Genomic DNA, 14,391 nt, shown 5'->3' with positions numbered 1-14,391 from the left:
GCGTTACCTCAAGCTAGGCAGGCCGACAAGCTCGGTTGGAAGGCGAAGACCTTTCGATGAGCTCGTCTCCGAAATGCTCGAGGCCCACTGCCGCGCCTACAGGAACATACTGGCGTAACGTGAAAACACGATGGCGTCGCGGGCAGGTGCATCTGTCGTGGGGCCATCCGCACTGCCAGGCACGCCCTCTCGGCCGGCATGCACTCAGGTCCGGTCGTTTGGGTCGGCGAATTCACACATCCTGCAAAGCAGAAAACCATCTGCTCCATTCATGCGGTCGACGATTTCGCGAAAAACTGGCTTTTCAAACAGAGCGGAGTAACCCTCATATAGAAGGTTGCCCAATACGTGACGCCGTTCAAAATCCATAGAGCACAGGGTAACGTCGCCGTTTGGAAGAAGAACATTCCGATACTGTCGTGCGTCCACGCAGGTTAGGGCTCCGACCACTGGCTGACGTGGTGCAACGATCTTAGGGTCGACGCTTCCACCCCTACTGCTCACCGGCCGCGCTTTTATCAGGGCTTCGGTAGGAATAATGTCGGCTATATCTGGGTGGGGCTCGCCCAAGGCCACGAATCGGATCAAGGGGATGTCCGCGTCGACGAGTTGACGAACCAGATCGCGATACTTGTCTCCGACCAGGCGGCTGTTCATGTAGGTGCCGTCATCGAAAACATGGACCACGAATACGCCCAAGCGCAAGGCTTGCAATCGCTGCAGGTCCTGCCCGTTCATTCCCACCAGCGTCGTAAAAATCCTGATGCCATGGCCTTTGGCGAAGGCGTGCTCCACCATTTCGGTACAGTCCGGATTGAGCCAAGGTTCGGAGTATCCCGCAAAACCAATGTCGACGGAAGTCGGTACGCGGGCCAGACACCGCTTGAAATCTTCAAGATCCAGATGACTCGCATGAGACACTTTTCTTTGCCGGACCGCGAACTTGTCCTGGGGACAATATGAACATCCTACGACGCATCCCGTGGTCGTCGTTATCTCCAAAACCCTGCCGGCTGTGTTTGCTGAGCGAAGTTCCGGTAAAATCACTGGTGATTACTCCCATCTACTTCCTGCGAAGCGCCACGATGGTGTGCGTGTGCCTTTGGCTTTCTGATACCGCCTGCTGATCTACCGAGGCAACGCAGACATCTACCCTTTTTGGCAGCCTAAGCCGCCCGGTTCACCGATTTGCCGGGCCGACCCTTCACAAACTTCCAGCGCGTCGGACCAGAGACAGCATTGCATCTTTCGAGGCATCACTCGCTCCGGAGATGTAGCCTCAACCGTTGGTCGCTGGCCCGTCGCCGAGATGCGCGCGCAGCACCCTCGAACCCGCCGGAGAGAAGCTTTCTGGATGCCGTCGATCATCCTTCATCGAGCGAGTTCCGTGTTCTCATGCGGGTCAGCCCTCACACTATATTGCCGCACATCGACCAGCAAAGGCCGAGCTAGTGCGCCTGGCGCGCAGTTACTGCGAGATAGGCTTCGAAAAGCCCGACAGGGCTAAGACGCTCCGCTGTATTGAACCCGAAATGTTTTCTGACAGCTGTCAGATTTTGGACACACATCACTCATCGTCAGTCGCTTAATACGGATGGTAATTTCTTCCAGGAATCGGTGACATTGAACACCACCCTGTCATGACCGCCCAATCTCAGCGAAGCGAACTCAGCATCGCCACCAGGACCAAGCCTGAAGATAAATCCGCCGTAGCAGCGTCAACGACATTTTGCTTTCGAAGCCGGATGGATTGCACGAGGTGATTCGCGCCGTGATGCAGGAGGTGCTCGAGGCCGAGATGGACGAGGCGCTGGGTGCTTCGAAGAGCGAGCGCACGCCGGAGCGTCTCGGCTATCACGCGCGCTACTACGGGCGGAGAACTAGCTGCGCACCTACGGCGGTTGGATAATCCCAAGGTTCAAAGCTTTTACAACAGCTACCGTTCTGCTGGTCGCATCCAACTTCCGCATTACATTTTTTAAATGGAAATCTATCGTATTTCGTGATCTGCCTAAAATAGTTCCTATTTCCCAAGATGATTTTCCTTGTGACACCAAATCAATGCACTCTATTTCTCTCGGAGACAGGTTATGAGCTCGTTCCGACGCAGTCGTAGTGTCGAACTTCGTAACCATCCGATGAAACCGCAGCGCGGCCATTTGCAGGTAGGTGATCGCTCTATTCTGCAATTCGCAGTCCGAGGATTGAGCAAAACTCACAAACCTAAAGCTGCCACCAGGGCCATGTAATGGGACGGTAACGCCTGACCTCAAGCCGAATGTTGCTGCTTCGTCCAAGACGCGGCGTCCATCTTCAGTTATGTTTTCATCAGTATACACCTCGCTCCATCGAAAGGGTCCCGCCTCCTTTCGACCTTTCTTGATGAGGGGGTCTATTTTGGCATAGCCCATTCTCGAGTAGCGCTCCTGCCATTCAGCAGGATAATTCCACATCACCACAGAACCCTCCCGGTTCGGCTTGAAAGCCCTCTCTGATGCGAGCGGCCCATAGGCAATCCACGGGCAATCGAAATTCAGCGCAAACGCAGACAACAGTTCGAACAACTGTTCGGATTGAGCGACATCATCAGTCATCTTGAGGAATAGGTCTAACTCCACCGCAATCCGCCGGAGTTCCATGATGTCTCCTTCATTGCGTTCTCATTGGTGCACAGTTTGCTCCAACCCAGCCTCGCAACATCCGAAGTCAACGGGACTCGAGCCGGAGTTCCTTCCGCCACCTGGAGTACCCTCAAGAGTCGTGCCAGCTTGCGAGCGAAGCTTCTCCTTCAGGTCGTCAATCGACGGGGGAGGTACCCAGGAGGCGAACCGACAGCACTGTGTCGGGGAGCGCACAATCCGACAGTCGAGCATTCGATTGACGGAATATGGGCAGGAAAGTATTCGCGGCGCGCTTTTGAAATCAGCACCTAAGTGCCGGGCCTGAGAAAGCTGCATTGCAACTGTACTTATTTGATCGAGGCAAGAACAAGCTCAAAATTCAATCGATACATCGACCTTCTTTTCCAATCTCCCGAGTTGAGCAGCCGTAGCAATCGTATCGACTGGATGGCGGCTGACTTTCTCCAGGCTCGGTAACCTGCTGAATTTGTCCTTCGGATGTTCCCGCTCAGTTGGCACGACTTTTGAACTCACCGTCGTGAGGCGGCAAGAGCTGCCCGCCAAAATTGATGCTGTTATGGGGGAGGTCGAAATTCCAGTTTTGTCTTTTATCGTCTTTGGGACCGAGCGTGTTGATGCGCCCGCTTGGAAACTATGAGACGTTTCCCCGTCCATGGGCGCGGCGCCACTTGTCGCGACGTTTTCGCCTTCACTGTTCGCCTCTGGAACAGGCAGCCGGCCCGGCTCGCGATCATCATGACCGCGATGCTCGCCTCCACGCTGGCTGACGTGTTGATGCCGCTCTATTCTGGCCGACTCATCGACGCTGTTTCTCGTGCTGCTAATGCGGCAGCACCAGCTTCGGATTCAGCTGTTGCAGCATTCTCTGTACCGATTGCATTGGCACTCGGTGGCATTGCCATGCGCCACGTCGCCTTCATTGGCCTGAGCGACCTGGTGTTGAAAATGATTTCCGACGTCGCGACCGAAGCGTTCCATCATGTGCAGCGCTTTTCGACAGACTGGCATGCAAACAGCTTCGCCGGCTCGACAGTGCGCAAGATAACGCGCGGCATGTGGGCGCTCGACCTCCTCAACAGCACGATACTCGTCACGCTGCTCCCGTCGTTTGTCATCTTGATCGGCTCGACGGTGCTGCTCGGCTGGCACTGGCCGGTCATGGGCGTGATCTTTGCTTGCGGCTCTCTCGTCTACCTTGCGTTTTCGATTTCGCTGTCGCTCGGCTATGTCGCGCCAGCGGCGAGCCTTGCCAACCGATGGGACACAAGGCTCAGCGGCGCGCTTGCGGACGCGGTCAGTTGCAACGCTGTGGTCAAGGGCTTCGGCGCAGAGGTTCGCGAAGACGAGCGGCTTGCAAATATCATGACGAAATGGCGGCACCGCGCGCGCCGGAGCTGGGTGCGCGGAACGATCATCGGCTCAACCCAAGGCGTAACTTTGGTTGCGCTCAGGGTGGCGGTGGTCGGATATGCCCTGCTTCTGTGGTCGCATGGACAGGCAACGCCGGGCGAGATAGCATATGTTCTCACGTCCTTCATCGTCCTGCAGGGCTATCTGCGTGATGCCGGCATGCATGTCCGCAACGTGCAGCACTCGGTTAATGATATGGAAGAACTGGTGGCCATCCACAATCAGCAGGTGGATGTTGCCGATCGTCCAGAGGCCAAGCCGATCCGGATCACGAACGGCCGTATCGATTTCGAGAACGTCCACTTCCGCTACGCCAACCATCCCCTGCCGCTCTATAGCGAATGTTCGCTGTCGATTGAAGCTGGCGAAAGGGTTGGGTTGGTTGGACCCTCCGGTTCCGGCAAGACAACATTCGTGAAGCTGATCCAGAGACTCTACGACCTGAGCGGCGGCCGGATCCTGATAGACGGTCAGGACGTCTCGGAGGTGACCCAAGAGTCCCTTCGTTCGCAGATCGCGATCGTGCAGCAGGAGCCGATCCTGTTTCACAGGTCGCTTGCCGAGAACATCGCCTATGGCCGGCCTGGCGCGAGCCAGGCCGAGATCGAGCAAGCGGCACGACTGGCAAGTGCCCACGAATTCATCGCGCCCCTGCCGAAGGGCTATGGGACATTGGTCGGCGAAAGGGGTTTGAAGCTCTCCGGCGGCGAGCGCCAGCGCGTGGCGATCGCGCGCGCCTTCCTCGCGAACGCGCCGATCCTTATTCTGGACGAGGCCACATCGAGCCTCGATTCGGAATCCGAGGTGCTCATTCAACAAGCGGTGGATCGGTTGATGGTGGGCCGAACCACACTCGTCATCGCACACCGGCTGTCGACGGTCCGCTCGCTCGATCGGCTGCTCGTCTTCGACCGTGGCCGCATCATGGAGGACGGCGATCATGCCGCCCTGATCAATCTCGATGGTGGCATTTACCGCCGCCTCTTCGAACGGCAGGCGTTGGAACTCGCGAAGGGCCTGGCCTGATCGCTAAACCGGCTTGCGCGATGCGCCGAGCCGTTGCCGGAGAGGGGTGTGGCAGTGACGAGCGGCGGGCGTTAGGCGGCAAAACCAGCACGGCCGGAACTGTCCGCCAAACGGGCGAGCGGGAATGCACCACGTCTAAGCTTCGGCGAATGCGCGCAGTTACACGCGGGCACCGAATTGTCGCGCCTAACGGCGCACGCACCAAAAGGGCGGGAATGTCGACGGCCCGGGAAGAGTGCGGCCCTCGCCGTTACCCACATTTCGCCAAAGGAAGCGAAGTCAACGCACATTGAGAGGGCGGTGCTTCCCGGCCGGCCGGGATCCCTGTCGCTGGCCCAACCTACCGCACGCTGGCCACGTCAACGGTTCAAAGTCCCTTCGGTTCGCAAAGTCGTCCCCTTGGAGACCCGGAAGCGCAGGAGCTCCGACCGCAGTCTTCGCTCAACTCTGGCCATCTGCTCCGGGATTGGATTCCGTTCCCTTGCTAGCACAGTGGCAGCTGAGCACGAACTCGCCGGCCCCGTGTCTTTCGATTACGGCCAACGGGCTTAGGAAGAGATTGGATTCGCCGGCCCTCTGCGGAGCGAATGAACAGTTCTACAGATCATCGACGTCCGCGAAAAAGAGCACGCAGCCGAAATAGCAGGCCTGAAGCAGCAGCGAACAGGCCAGCGTCGTGACGACTGCCACACGGATCGAATCCAAAGCGAAGTAAACCATCGACGCATTGCTGCACAGGACCAGCCCCACGAGCCGACAAAAAGATGAAGTGCAACGCCGTTCTCCTGGTTTTCGCCAGATCATGTTGCGAGCTCGTCGGCCGCAACATGCGTCTGGCAGTTCTTGGGGCAGACGCGGCCGCAGGCTCCGCAGCCTATGCAGCGGCCGGCATCATCGACAACCATGATCATGCGATTGAGCTTGCCGTCGAAATCGTCGTCCTCGTCATCGCAGGGGCCGAGGATTTCACCCGCATCATCAACGCCGTGAAGATGCATGACATCGCGCGAGCAGACCTTGAAACAACGGCAGCAGCCGATGCAGGTCTTGCTATCGATGGAGGTCAGGTACGACGGCATCCAAATGGAGCCGTCACGGGTGGTGAATGTGCGCATCATCCTAAATTCTTCATTGAAGCGAGTTCTCTCTTGGCAACATCCAACTCGGCATAAACGGCTTGGGTTTTCTCGGCGACTTCCTGTATGTCGGCCCACTTGCCCGGCAGACCCTCGACAAGGTCCTGCAATGCCATCTTGGCAATAGCTGCACGCAACTGGAGCTTTCGGACTTTCTTCCTCATCTTATCTAGGTCTGACATAGATCCTTCCTGGAACAATGGTTTTGTTGATGCGCTCCATCTCGGGCTAGGCTTCAATGGCTGCAGTCGCATCGTCGACCAGTTTCGTACCGGCCTCAGCAAGTTTGCGGAAAGTCTCGAAGCCGAACCGGTGGACGTCTCGACAGAACGCCCAACCGCCGGAAGCCCCCACGGGTTTCATTTCTATTGTCGGCGACGTCGACACGCCGGAGCGCTCCTCGATCGCAAGCGCTACGGCGGTGTAAAACATGTCGAGCCTCCACAGCGCGTCAGGATCGGGATCGCCGCCAAAGGGTACCGCACGTTGCTGTTGCTTGGTGATGATGAACTCGGCCAGCAGCTCGGCATCCGAATGGCCTTCCCATAAGCCGAAGGAATCCTGAGTACGAATGAGCCGCAGGAGGCATTTGACGAACGGGGAAGCAAGGGCCTCGTCGTCCCCGTGGACAGCAGGGCCAACCGGTTCATGAGGAATTTCGCTTTTCCCCAATTTCAGTACTCCTCTTGAAGGACGATCTCTTTTTCTGCGATGTGTGGTTCGGGCGCTTGCGTGGGCGGGGAATGGCTTGGGCGAGCCGATCCCACGCAACAGTGTCCCGTGGCCGACCTCGAGCACGTCCACCAATGCGAGACCTTTCACCGCGGCGCGAACGCCTGCGCCGCGGTTCGACCCGAGGTAAACGCAATGGAAATTCCACCTGCCGCAAGCCGCGCACTTTTGCGGCATCGACGTTATTGCTGCGAAGTGCGCCTGGGCGGGCGGATTTGCCGGTGTTCAATTCCAATTGTCATGCCCTTCGCGATCCTTGCTCAGGAAGTGACAGCGTTTTGAGTTTCGGAAGTCTTGTTTTGCGGAGCCACACAGAGACCCGCGTGACAGGCAGGCTCACCCGTGTAGTTGGCCAGGGCTTGGAGCAACGAGGTGAGGTAGCGCTGTTTGGTTTGGTCCGGCACTGGCTCCGAATGGTCCAGCGATTTGATTGCCACCTCGATCAACTCGATCGCCCGGTCCTTGTTGCCGCTCTCGTAATAATACTGAGCGACCGGAAAGTAACACCCGAATTTAAAGTCTCCATCGCCTTGCGGAGGATTAAGTTCCAGGATCTGTTCGGAGAGCTCCTTGCCCATCGCAAAGCGATCATCATGCGGAAGATGGGAGTTGTCGATCGTGGGATGGAAGAGTTGGTTCAGCGCCATCACCACCCAAGACATCGCTTCGAACTTTTTGTTGATCGCGTCCTCGACCAATTCGCGCATAAGCGGCAAGCCGGTTTTGATGTCGCGCAGCTTGTGAAGCAGAATATCCGCATGAACCCGCCGAAAATCAAAAGAGTCTGGCATCACGGCGAGGCCTTCTTCGATGGCCAATAGTGCCGCTGCCCAATCCTCGTCCTGCATCGCCGGCCCAAGTTTGGCGTATATCGGCTGACTCAGCGACGATTCGCGCACACGCGAGATTCGCTTTGCATCGACGGCTTTCGCTTCATAGCTGCTGCGCCAGCTGCCGTTAAGGACTTTCGGCAAAACGTCATCGAGAGGTGCCGGGTGGCCGATATAAGCGATGTGGCCGTCGCGGTCGACCACGAACGAGGTGGGAATCCCGAACGAAGAGCTGGGTTCCAGCCAGAGCTTTTTCATTTCGCCAGTGCAATCGAACGCTGTCCGATAATTCAGATTCGGGAACTTCTCGGTCAGCCAGGCATCCACGTTGGTCCGCGCTTCGTCCGCGGTTGCAGCCTTTTCGCAAGCTGCGACTCCGATAATCTCAAATCCGCTGTCTTTATATTTCTCCTGCAGTTCGATCAAATGGGGCATGGCGTGGACACATGGTCGGCACCAAGTCGCCCAAAATTCAACGAGGTAGACCTTGCCGGGCCGAAGGCTCGTGAGGGGCTCGCCACGCAGCCAGTTCTCCACTTTCAGCGCAGGAGCCGGGGACCCCATACGCAGTTCCATCTTGGTGTCCAAAGTCATTCCACACCTTTCGTCTCTTTTGTCGCGGAATATTTTCCAGTCAAAATCGGACACGGTCTCGAGGGCATTGCTCCCTCTCGCTTGCTTCAGCGGAGCTCTCACCGTGTTGCCGCACATCAAGCACGGCAAAGGGCATGCCAACCCTTCTTAGCTTCGGCAAGCGCCGGTACCGCCTTGAATAAGCGAGCCCTAACACGGCCAGCTGACGTTAACCTGAATGTCGGCTTTCGACGGCTCACCTTAGCGGCTGCCGTTTAGGAAGGTGAGAGTTTGGCTGGCCCGCTGGCGATAAGACCGGCTTCGGCGTCCTGGAGTAGTCGCACTTCGGCGATGGGGTCGAAAGTGCGGGAGAGGCTCGGTACCCTTGCAGCCACCGCCGCATGTGGCCCGGCGTCATAATTCGCGTCGCGGTTGCCAACGGCGGCGTTGGGCTCGATCCACGTGGCGTTGAGCCCGACAGCACGTAAAGCTGCATCGTGATTGAATGCCCTTTGCTGTTTCACGCCAAGCAGGAGTCGCGCGACGCTACCTTGCTCAAGCGCGAGCAGAGCGATCTGACGCCGTAGGAATATTGCTCGTCCCGCTTTTGCCGCCAGAGGCGGAAATCTTTCCTGAATGCCACCGCCGATCATCAATATCGACGAATCATATCCCGCTGCCCATTTGTTCGACTCCGAGGTCGGGCCAGCACTCCGTCAAGGGACGGTTGATGAACCCTAGATGCTCGGGATTGGCGCATGGCGCGCGCCGCAGAAGGCTGTCAAGGATGCGGCGCGCTCGCCAGGCCAGCAGCCCAAAGTTCGGATCAGCCAGCCCGCGCTGTCCAAGGCAGGCGTTCTGAACGAAAAGGCGTCGGTCTCGCGGTCCGTCCCAGTACACCGAAAAATCCTCGCCGATGGCGAGCTCATTGCCGATCTGTTCGAGGCGATCTGCGATCGGTTCTAGGAAACCCGGCAGCGGTTTCTCGTACCCGGTGGCCAGGATGACGATATCGGCGGTTACTTCTCCGATGTTGTCCAAGCCGCGTTGCAGCGTGAGCCTGTGCCCTGCTCCGGCATTGATGCAGCGCGACACGTTGCAACTTGGCCGCAATGTGATCTCGCATTGGTGTGGCTCGAGAAAGGCGTGGTGGTAGAGCGCCTGATAGACCGCGCGCAACTTGCTTTCTGAAATGCCCTCGGAGGCAAGCGCGAAACGCCGCAGGAACAGCTGTCGATGCACCTCGCTCATCGCAGCAAAACGATCCGAGAAGCATGGCGTGAACAGCCCGTTTGTGAACGCGTGGTCGTCGAAAGGCATCTCGCGCGTCAAGACCCATGTGATCGCCGCGGGCCGCCGTTCTTTCGGCCGGCCGACAAGGTGCAGTAGCAGCTCGGCTCCCGACTGTCCGCCGCCAACAACGCAGACATGCTTTTTTTGCACCTCAGGATTGATGTGGGCCAACTCAGATGAGTGGAACAGGTTGGGTCCAGTCCAGCCATGAAACTGAGGCGGAATTTGCGCCTGCTTGCCTATGTCGATGACGAGGTTTCTTGCATCAAGGACCGCGTTGTCCGTCCGCACGCGAAACTCGCCGTCAAAGCGGATTTCGCGAACGGCCTCGCCGCCACGGACAAGCGGATTCTTCTGGAACGCCCAGTTGAGATATTGGGCGAACTCGGCTCTAAGCACCCCGTGAAATTGCGCATTGAGGAAATTGTAAAGACGCCCGTTCTCGTGGAGGTAGTTTACGAATGTGTAGGCTGATCGCGGATTGACCAGAGTAACCAGATCCTGGAAGTGGCCGACCTGGAGCTCCGCGCAATCGAAAGCGCTGCCTGGATGTCCTCGGAAATCGACCTCCCGGTCCAGGAACAGTGCCCCTTGCGCAATCTCTTCCTGTATCTGACACGCAAGGCTCAAATTAGATGGTCCAGCACCCACACCAATACAAAAGAGGTCCACTTATCCTTACTCCTCTAGGAGTGTTTTCCAACTCAGCGGCATGTTGACGTCGATTGCCGGGCATTGAGCAATGCGAACCTCACAGGCATGCTTGAGCCGCGGTCCCGACTGAGAGGACAGCAAAAGCGTGTGCCGCCTTCCAGGTCTTGGGCTCAATGTCGGCGGCATCGACAGCGGCGCGGCGTGATCCGAACCCAAGAGCAGAAGGAAAGTGTGTGATGCTGTCGCGCGGCTCTTCCGGATCTTACGGCGGCTTCTAGCGCCGGCCTCCACCCCAGGAGTGGCTGTTTCCCTGCCACGACGGAAGCGGCTCTTTCTTTCGAGGGGCGTAACCATGGATAACGGCTCTTAATGCTTTCGGAGACTCCCATGCATGCGGCGTGCCGGATAAAGACCTGTCAAACCAACGAGTTCGCGCAGTTCCAGCTCGTCTGGAATCCGACATTGTCGCACGCCCGACGATCGGGCAGGGGAAGCTCCGCGGCAGCGGCCCTTGCACACCGCAGGCTGACAGGGACAGCCGCCGATTTGACGCGCGTCCGGGTACTGATAAGGGGCCTTCCAACAGGGTTCGCGCACGAGGCGGGGTCTCCTGGTACACCCGCCCTGTGGCTTGGCTGCGGTCTGCTGCAGCCGTTCGTCTTTACTGCCCGTTGCGGACGATCTCGCACGAGTTGGTTCACGAGAGCGTCGTGAAGCAGTCGAGGCGTCCGGTTTGGCTCTGACAAGCGTCGCAAGATGTTCGCGGATCCAGCCATGTCTCCGCAATCCGACCGGTAACCGACGACGACTTCGGACTGGTTGGCGGTCCTACGACCTGATCGGTGTTCCTACGGAGCTGATCAGCGAGCCAAAAACAGCGGCAATGTGGTCTTCCCAAAGCTCCAGCTCGGCGGACCGCCGAAAATCCGCTCACGCAGCCCACGGCTGCCATAAGCACCCATAACCATCATGTCAGCACAGATGTCGTTCGCGTGCTGGGTCAGCACTGTGCCCGCCGATTTGCCGGCGCTCTTAAGCAGGTCAACGGAGACCCGAGCACCGTGCCGAGTAAGATAGGCAGCGATGTCAGCTCCAGACTGCGCGCCTTTCCCGTTGTTTTGCGCCTTTGGATCGACCATAGCGACACAGACTTCCTTGGCAGCGGATAGGATACTAAGAGCTTCCCGAACCGCACGCGAGGCCTCTACACGCGAATCCCAGCCGACCAGCACGCGTCGAGGCGACAGCGTCGCCTTAACGCCCTTCGGCACGATGAGCACCGGCTTTCCGCTATCGAACAAGCAGCCGTTGACAACAGGAGGTCCGAGAGTCTCATCGTTGAGGAGGTCTCCTCCAACGATCGTCAGGTCAGCGCAGAGCGCCCGCTGTCGTGCCACTTCACCGAGGCTAGCCGGATCGCAATAGTCGGTGTCAACGTCACAGGAAAGCGACATAGCTTTCAGCCTTTTGAGGATATCCGCGGACCGTCTTTCCATTCTGGTCACGTCCTGTGAAAATTTCTCGATTTGCTGAAATCGATAGTTCGGTACTGCAATTGCCTGTGCACGTCCTGTATTCCATTCGGGGGGCGGAGACGACATCAAGAGCAATGGAGGCGGTATAATGAGTACCGATAGGTGCGCGCCGACCTCGGCACACAGTCCGGCAGCTGTTGTGAGGTCCTCATCAGAATGATCAGCACCCGTCACACTGAATATGCTTTTAAATTCCATTTGCCTGCTTCTCCTGGTCTTCGTTAGGAGCGCCTCAAAGCGGCAACACCGCTCTCAGGAGGAAGAGAGAGCGGCACCACGTTCGATCACCGATTTCAGTCGTCCGGCTTCTCGAGCGAGTAGCCGGCCGACCTGACGGTGCGAATGACGCTGCCGGGCAAGGCCGTTTTCAGCGCCCTCCTGATTCGGCTGATATGGACATCGACGGTGCGTGCACCGACATGAATGTTGGGCAGCCAGGCCGCCCCGATAAGCTCGTCCCGGCTGAAGACCTTGCCGGGGGCCTCAATCATAAGCCGCAGCACGTTGAAATCGATCCGTCCGAGATGGATGTCGTGGCCATTACCGCGAACCCGATGGGCATCGAGCTTCATCTCCAGGCCTCCACAACAAATCCAACTGTCGTTTTCAACCCCGTTCGGACCACGCTTGGTCAGCCCGAGCCTCGCCCGCAGGCAGTCGAGCAGCTTGGCCGGAGCCACCGGCCGCACAAAGCTCTCAACGCCTGCCTTCAAGAGATCGAGGTGCTGGTGCTCGGCGCCAGGCGCGATCAGGGCGATGATAGGCAGGTCGGTGGTGCGCGGTTCCCGCTTGAGGTGGGCGCAAATTGCGGACCCGTTTATGCTGGCTGGGTCGCAATCCAGCACTACGGCCTGAAGCTCCCGTTGTTCGGCCAAGGCCAGCGCAGCCTTCGCGCCGTCTGCCGTCTCACTGCTGAAACCGTCAACCTCCAGTATGTGGCTGTAGAGCAGATAGAACTCGGCATCTTGCGAGCAGATCAGGACCAGCGGCTTCTTCATCGGCGATACCCCAACAACCTGGTCGGCCTCGAGTCCCTGGATCGAGGGGACTGGCCAACATAGTTTCTCGGGTCCGTCATGATGGCCTTTCTCGAAAATCGCGCCCATCATGCCAGCGCCACGTGGGGAAAGGTTTCGATGACTGAAATCGCATCGTCGACCAGCTTCGTACCGGCCGTGGCGAGCTTCAGGAGCGTCTCGAAGCCAAACCGGTGGACATCGCGCAGCGTTTTGGACAAAACGACCAGCCGTCCGGTCGTGAAAAGCACCCGACCAAAACCCTCATGGCTCACCTGGATCATCGGCGATGCCATAAGGCCGCAGCGCTCCTCGATCGCAAGCCCGATGGCGGCGTAGTACTTGTCGAGCCTCCACAGCACGTCGGGATCGGGATCTCCGATGATTGGGATCCCTCGGCGCTGTTCCTTGGTAATGATGAAGTCGCCCAGCAGCTCAGCGTCCGCTTTGCGTTCCCACGAGCCATAGGAATCCTGAGAACGGATCAGCCGCACGAGGCATTTGACGAACGGGGTGCAAAGAGCCGCCTCGTCTTCGGCGACAGCTGGGGGGATTGCGGGGTCAGGCATTGGCGTCCTCCTCTTTTCAGTCCTCGTCCTCGAAGGACGGTTTCTTTTCGGCAATGCCCGCTCGCGCCAGCACCTTGCGCAGCCAAGGCGGAGGACACGTCCTGAGCATCATCTGCGTGCGCAAGAGCACCTGTGGGATCGATTGGGGCTCCGCCACTTTGATCGGGTGGATTTTTGCCGCGACAAGCTTGGCTGCCGAAGGGCCGCCAATTGCCAGACAAAACAGGATCTGACAGCCCTTGAGCGCATCCACCTTTGGCGTGATGCGATCATCGCGCTCGGCCCGATGCTCCCCGCTTTCATCGGACACGTCATCGAAGGCCACGGCTTCTACGAGATTCCATTCCTCGCGCGTCACGTCGTAGACAGCAAAGCGCCTGGCCGACCCGAAATGGGCGTTGAGGTCCTGCATGTCCTGAGTGGCGATCGCAACGCGCAATGCGCCCTTACGTCGTTCAGGCATCGGGGCGAAAACCTCACTACTGACCAGCGAGAGGCGGCGAACAGCGTTCATCGTGATATTTCTCGATTACGGAGTGGATCAAGCGCCTCAGGAGTGGGCGCGTGTTGGTTGGCCTGGAAGATGCTGGCGACCTCGAAGATCATGTCGCGGGTGCCCTGATAGAGAATTGCGAGCTTGTGCTGGCTGCCTAGTCGATCGAAGACCGGGAACCCGATGCGCATGAGCGGAATTCGGAGCCGCTCCGATGCTTGGCGCCCGTGCGAATGCGTGACAAGCAGGTCAGCACCGACGGCAAGACTTTCCAGATCGCCGAGATCGCCGATCTGAACCGAAACCGCCGGGACTTTCTCGAGAATTTTAGACCTGTCGGTCGTTGTGACGGCCGCGGCTATCTCGGAGCCGAGGCCAGCAAAGAAGGTCGCAAGTTGGAACAGCTGGTCTGGTTCGGCAGCGATGGCAATTTTCTTGCCGCCGAAATGGAAATGTCCGTCGAGCATCGCGTCCTGCAATTG

Annotated in this window: 16 protein-coding genes and 1 pseudogene; 2 read left to right on the top strand and 15 right to left on the bottom strand. The window is 58.3% G+C overall.

What is annotated here, in order from left to right; translation table 11 throughout:
• Positions 1-204: 204 nt before the first annotated feature.
• Positions 205-921, bottom strand: a complete 717-nt coding sequence (locus tag EN994_RS03530) for an SPASM domain-containing protein (protein WP_224571099.1) — start codon at positions 919-921, stop codon at positions 205-207.
• 719 nt (positions 922-1,640) lie between these two features.
• On the opposite strand from EN994_RS03530, the pseudogene EN994_RS03525 reads away from it, so the two are divergent.
• A pseudogene (locus EN994_RS03525) lies at positions 1,641-1,876 on the top strand (transposase); the annotation flags it as partial.
• Positions 1,877-1,892: 16 nt separating this feature from the next.
• Here the strand turns inward: EN994_RS03525 and EN994_RS03520 are convergent.
• Positions 1,893-2,639: a LuxR family transcriptional regulator gene (locus EN994_RS03520; protein WP_063169365.1), complete on the bottom strand. Its 747-nt coding sequence runs from the start codon at positions 2,637-2,639 to the stop codon at positions 1,893-1,895.
• A gap of 354 nt (positions 2,640-2,993) precedes the next feature.
• Positions 2,994-3,296, bottom strand: a complete 303-nt coding sequence (locus EN994_RS35285) for a hypothetical protein (RefSeq protein ID WP_127262113.1) — start codon at positions 3,294-3,296, stop codon at positions 2,994-2,996.
• Here EN994_RS35285 and EN994_RS03515 point away from each other — a divergent pair.
• Positions 3,276-5,078, top strand: coding sequence for an ABC transporter ATP-binding protein (locus EN994_RS03515; RefSeq protein ID WP_063169366.1), 1,803 nt, complete (start codon positions 3,276-3,278; stop codon positions 5,076-5,078). The two genes, EN994_RS35285 and EN994_RS03515, sit on opposite strands and share 21 nt — an antisense overlap.
• Before the next feature lie 597 nt (positions 5,079-5,675).
• Here EN994_RS03515 and EN994_RS03510 read toward each other — a convergent pair.
• The 12 genes from EN994_RS03510 to EN994_RS03455 form a co-directional block, all read right to left on the bottom strand.
• Positions 5,676-5,882, bottom strand: coding sequence for an exopolysaccharide production repressor protein (locus EN994_RS03510; protein ID WP_082826584.1), 207 nt, complete (start codon positions 5,880-5,882; stop codon positions 5,676-5,678).
• Complete coding sequence (fdxB, locus tag EN994_RS03505) at positions 5,879-6,196, bottom strand: ferredoxin III, nif-specific (protein ID WP_174800308.1); 318 nt, start codon at positions 6,194-6,196, stop codon at positions 5,879-5,881. The genes EN994_RS03510 and fdxB overlap by 4 nt, the downstream gene beginning before the upstream one ends.
• Positions 6,193-6,396 (bottom strand): CCE_0567 family metalloprotein, encoded by a 204-nt coding sequence (locus tag EN994_RS03500; protein WP_063169367.1) that lies wholly within the window; start codon positions 6,394-6,396, stop codon positions 6,193-6,195. The genes fdxB and EN994_RS03500 overlap by 4 nt, the downstream gene beginning before the upstream one ends.
• A 46-nt stretch (positions 6,397-6,442) precedes the next feature.
• Positions 6,443-6,886 carry a DUF269 domain-containing protein gene (locus EN994_RS03495; protein ID WP_224571203.1) on the bottom strand — a complete coding sequence of 148 codons (444 nt, stop codon included), beginning with the start codon at positions 6,884-6,886 and terminating at the stop codon, positions 6,443-6,445.
• A 320-nt stretch (positions 6,887-7,206) separates the two neighbouring features.
• On the bottom strand, positions 7,207-8,352 hold the full coding sequence (locus EN994_RS03490) for a TlpA disulfide reductase family protein (RefSeq protein WP_063170388.1): 1,146 nt from the start codon (positions 8,350-8,352) through the stop codon (positions 7,207-7,209).
• Positions 8,353-8,624: 272 nt separating this feature from the next.
• Positions 8,625-9,002, bottom strand: a complete 378-nt coding sequence (locus tag EN994_RS03485; protein ID WP_024505270.1) for a hypothetical protein — start codon at positions 9,000-9,002, stop codon at positions 8,625-8,627.
• A gap of 13 nt (positions 9,003-9,015) precedes the next feature.
• Entirely contained in the window at positions 9,016-10,314 is a 1,299-nt protein-coding gene (locus tag EN994_RS03480; RefSeq protein WP_063169368.1) for a SidA/IucD/PvdA family monooxygenase, read from the bottom strand.
• 842 nt (positions 10,315-11,156) lie between these two features.
• Positions 11,157-12,029 (bottom strand): universal stress protein, encoded by an 873-nt coding sequence (locus tag EN994_RS03475; protein ID WP_063169369.1) that lies wholly within the window; start codon positions 12,027-12,029, stop codon positions 11,157-11,159.
• Between the two features lie 95 nt (positions 12,030-12,124).
• Entirely contained in the window at positions 12,125-12,940 is an 816-nt protein-coding gene (locus tag EN994_RS03470; protein WP_063169370.1) for a response regulator transcription factor, read from the bottom strand.
• On the bottom strand, positions 12,937-13,416 hold the full coding sequence (locus EN994_RS03465) for a NifX-associated nitrogen fixation protein (protein ID WP_024505267.1): 480 nt from the start codon (positions 13,414-13,416) through the stop codon (positions 12,937-12,939). Before EN994_RS03465 ends, EN994_RS03470 begins: the two co-directional genes overlap by 4 nt.
• 16 nt (positions 13,417-13,432) lie before the next feature.
• On the bottom strand, positions 13,433-13,930 hold the full coding sequence (gene nifX, locus EN994_RS03460; RefSeq protein WP_063169371.1) for a nitrogen fixation protein NifX: 498 nt from the start codon (positions 13,928-13,930) through the stop codon (positions 13,433-13,435).
• A partial coding sequence (locus EN994_RS03455) for a nitrogenase component 1 (RefSeq protein ID WP_281060130.1) occupies positions 13,927-14,391 on the bottom strand: 465 nt, incomplete at its 5' end. The genes EN994_RS03455 and nifX, both read right to left, overlap by 4 nt.

Source organism: Mesorhizobium sp. M7A.F.Ca.CA.002.09.1.1, assembly GCF_003998555.1.
GTDB lineage: Bacteria > Pseudomonadota > Alphaproteobacteria > Rhizobiales > Rhizobiaceae > Mesorhizobium > Mesorhizobium ciceri.
This window is presented reverse-complemented; position numbering and strand designations above follow the sequence as displayed.

Bases quoted from the DNA above. Each gene is read 5' to 3' on its own strand.
- fdxB (WP_174800308.1), bottom strand. From the start codon at position 6,196: ATGATGCGCACATTCACCACCCGTGACGGCTCCATTTGGATGCCGTCG.
- EN994_RS03500 (WP_063169367.1), bottom strand. From the start codon at position 6,396: ATGTCAGACCTAGATAAGATGAGGAAGAAAGTCCGAAAGCTCCAGTTG.
- EN994_RS03475 (WP_063169369.1), bottom strand. From the start codon at position 12,029: ATGGAATTTAAAAGCATATTCAGTGTGACGGGTGCTGATCATTCTGAT.
- EN994_RS03470 (WP_063169370.1), bottom strand. From the start codon at position 12,940: ATGATGGGCGCGATTTTCGAGAAAGGCCATCATGACGGACCCGAGAAA.
- EN994_RS03465 (WP_024505267.1), bottom strand. From the start codon at position 13,416: ATGCCTGACCCCGCAATCCCCCCAGCTGTCGCCGAAGACGAGGCGGCT.
- EN994_RS03520 (WP_063169365.1), bottom strand. From the start codon at position 2,639: ATGGAACTCCGGCGGATTGCGGTGGAGTTAGACCTATTCCTCAAGATG.
- EN994_RS03510 (WP_082826584.1), bottom strand. From the start codon at position 5,882: ATGATCTGGCGAAAACCAGGAGAACGGCGTTGCACTTCATCTTTTTGT.
- EN994_RS03490 (WP_063170388.1), bottom strand. From the start codon at position 8,352: ATGGAACTGCGTATGGGGTCCCCGGCTCCTGCGCTGAAAGTGGAGAAC.
- EN994_RS35285 (WP_127262113.1), bottom strand. From the start codon at position 3,296: ATGGACGGGGAAACGTCTCATAGTTTCCAAGCGGGCGCATCAACACGC.
- EN994_RS03515 (WP_063169366.1), top strand. From the start codon at position 3,276: ATGAGACGTTTCCCCGTCCATGGGCGCGGCGCCACTTGTCGCGACGTT.
- EN994_RS03485 (WP_024505270.1), bottom strand. From the start codon at position 9,002: ATGATCGGCGGTGGCATTCAGGAAAGATTTCCGCCTCTGGCGGCAAAA.
- nifX (WP_063169371.1), bottom strand. From the start codon at position 13,930: ATGAACGCTGTTCGCCGCCTCTCGCTGGTCAGTAGTGAGGTTTTCGCC.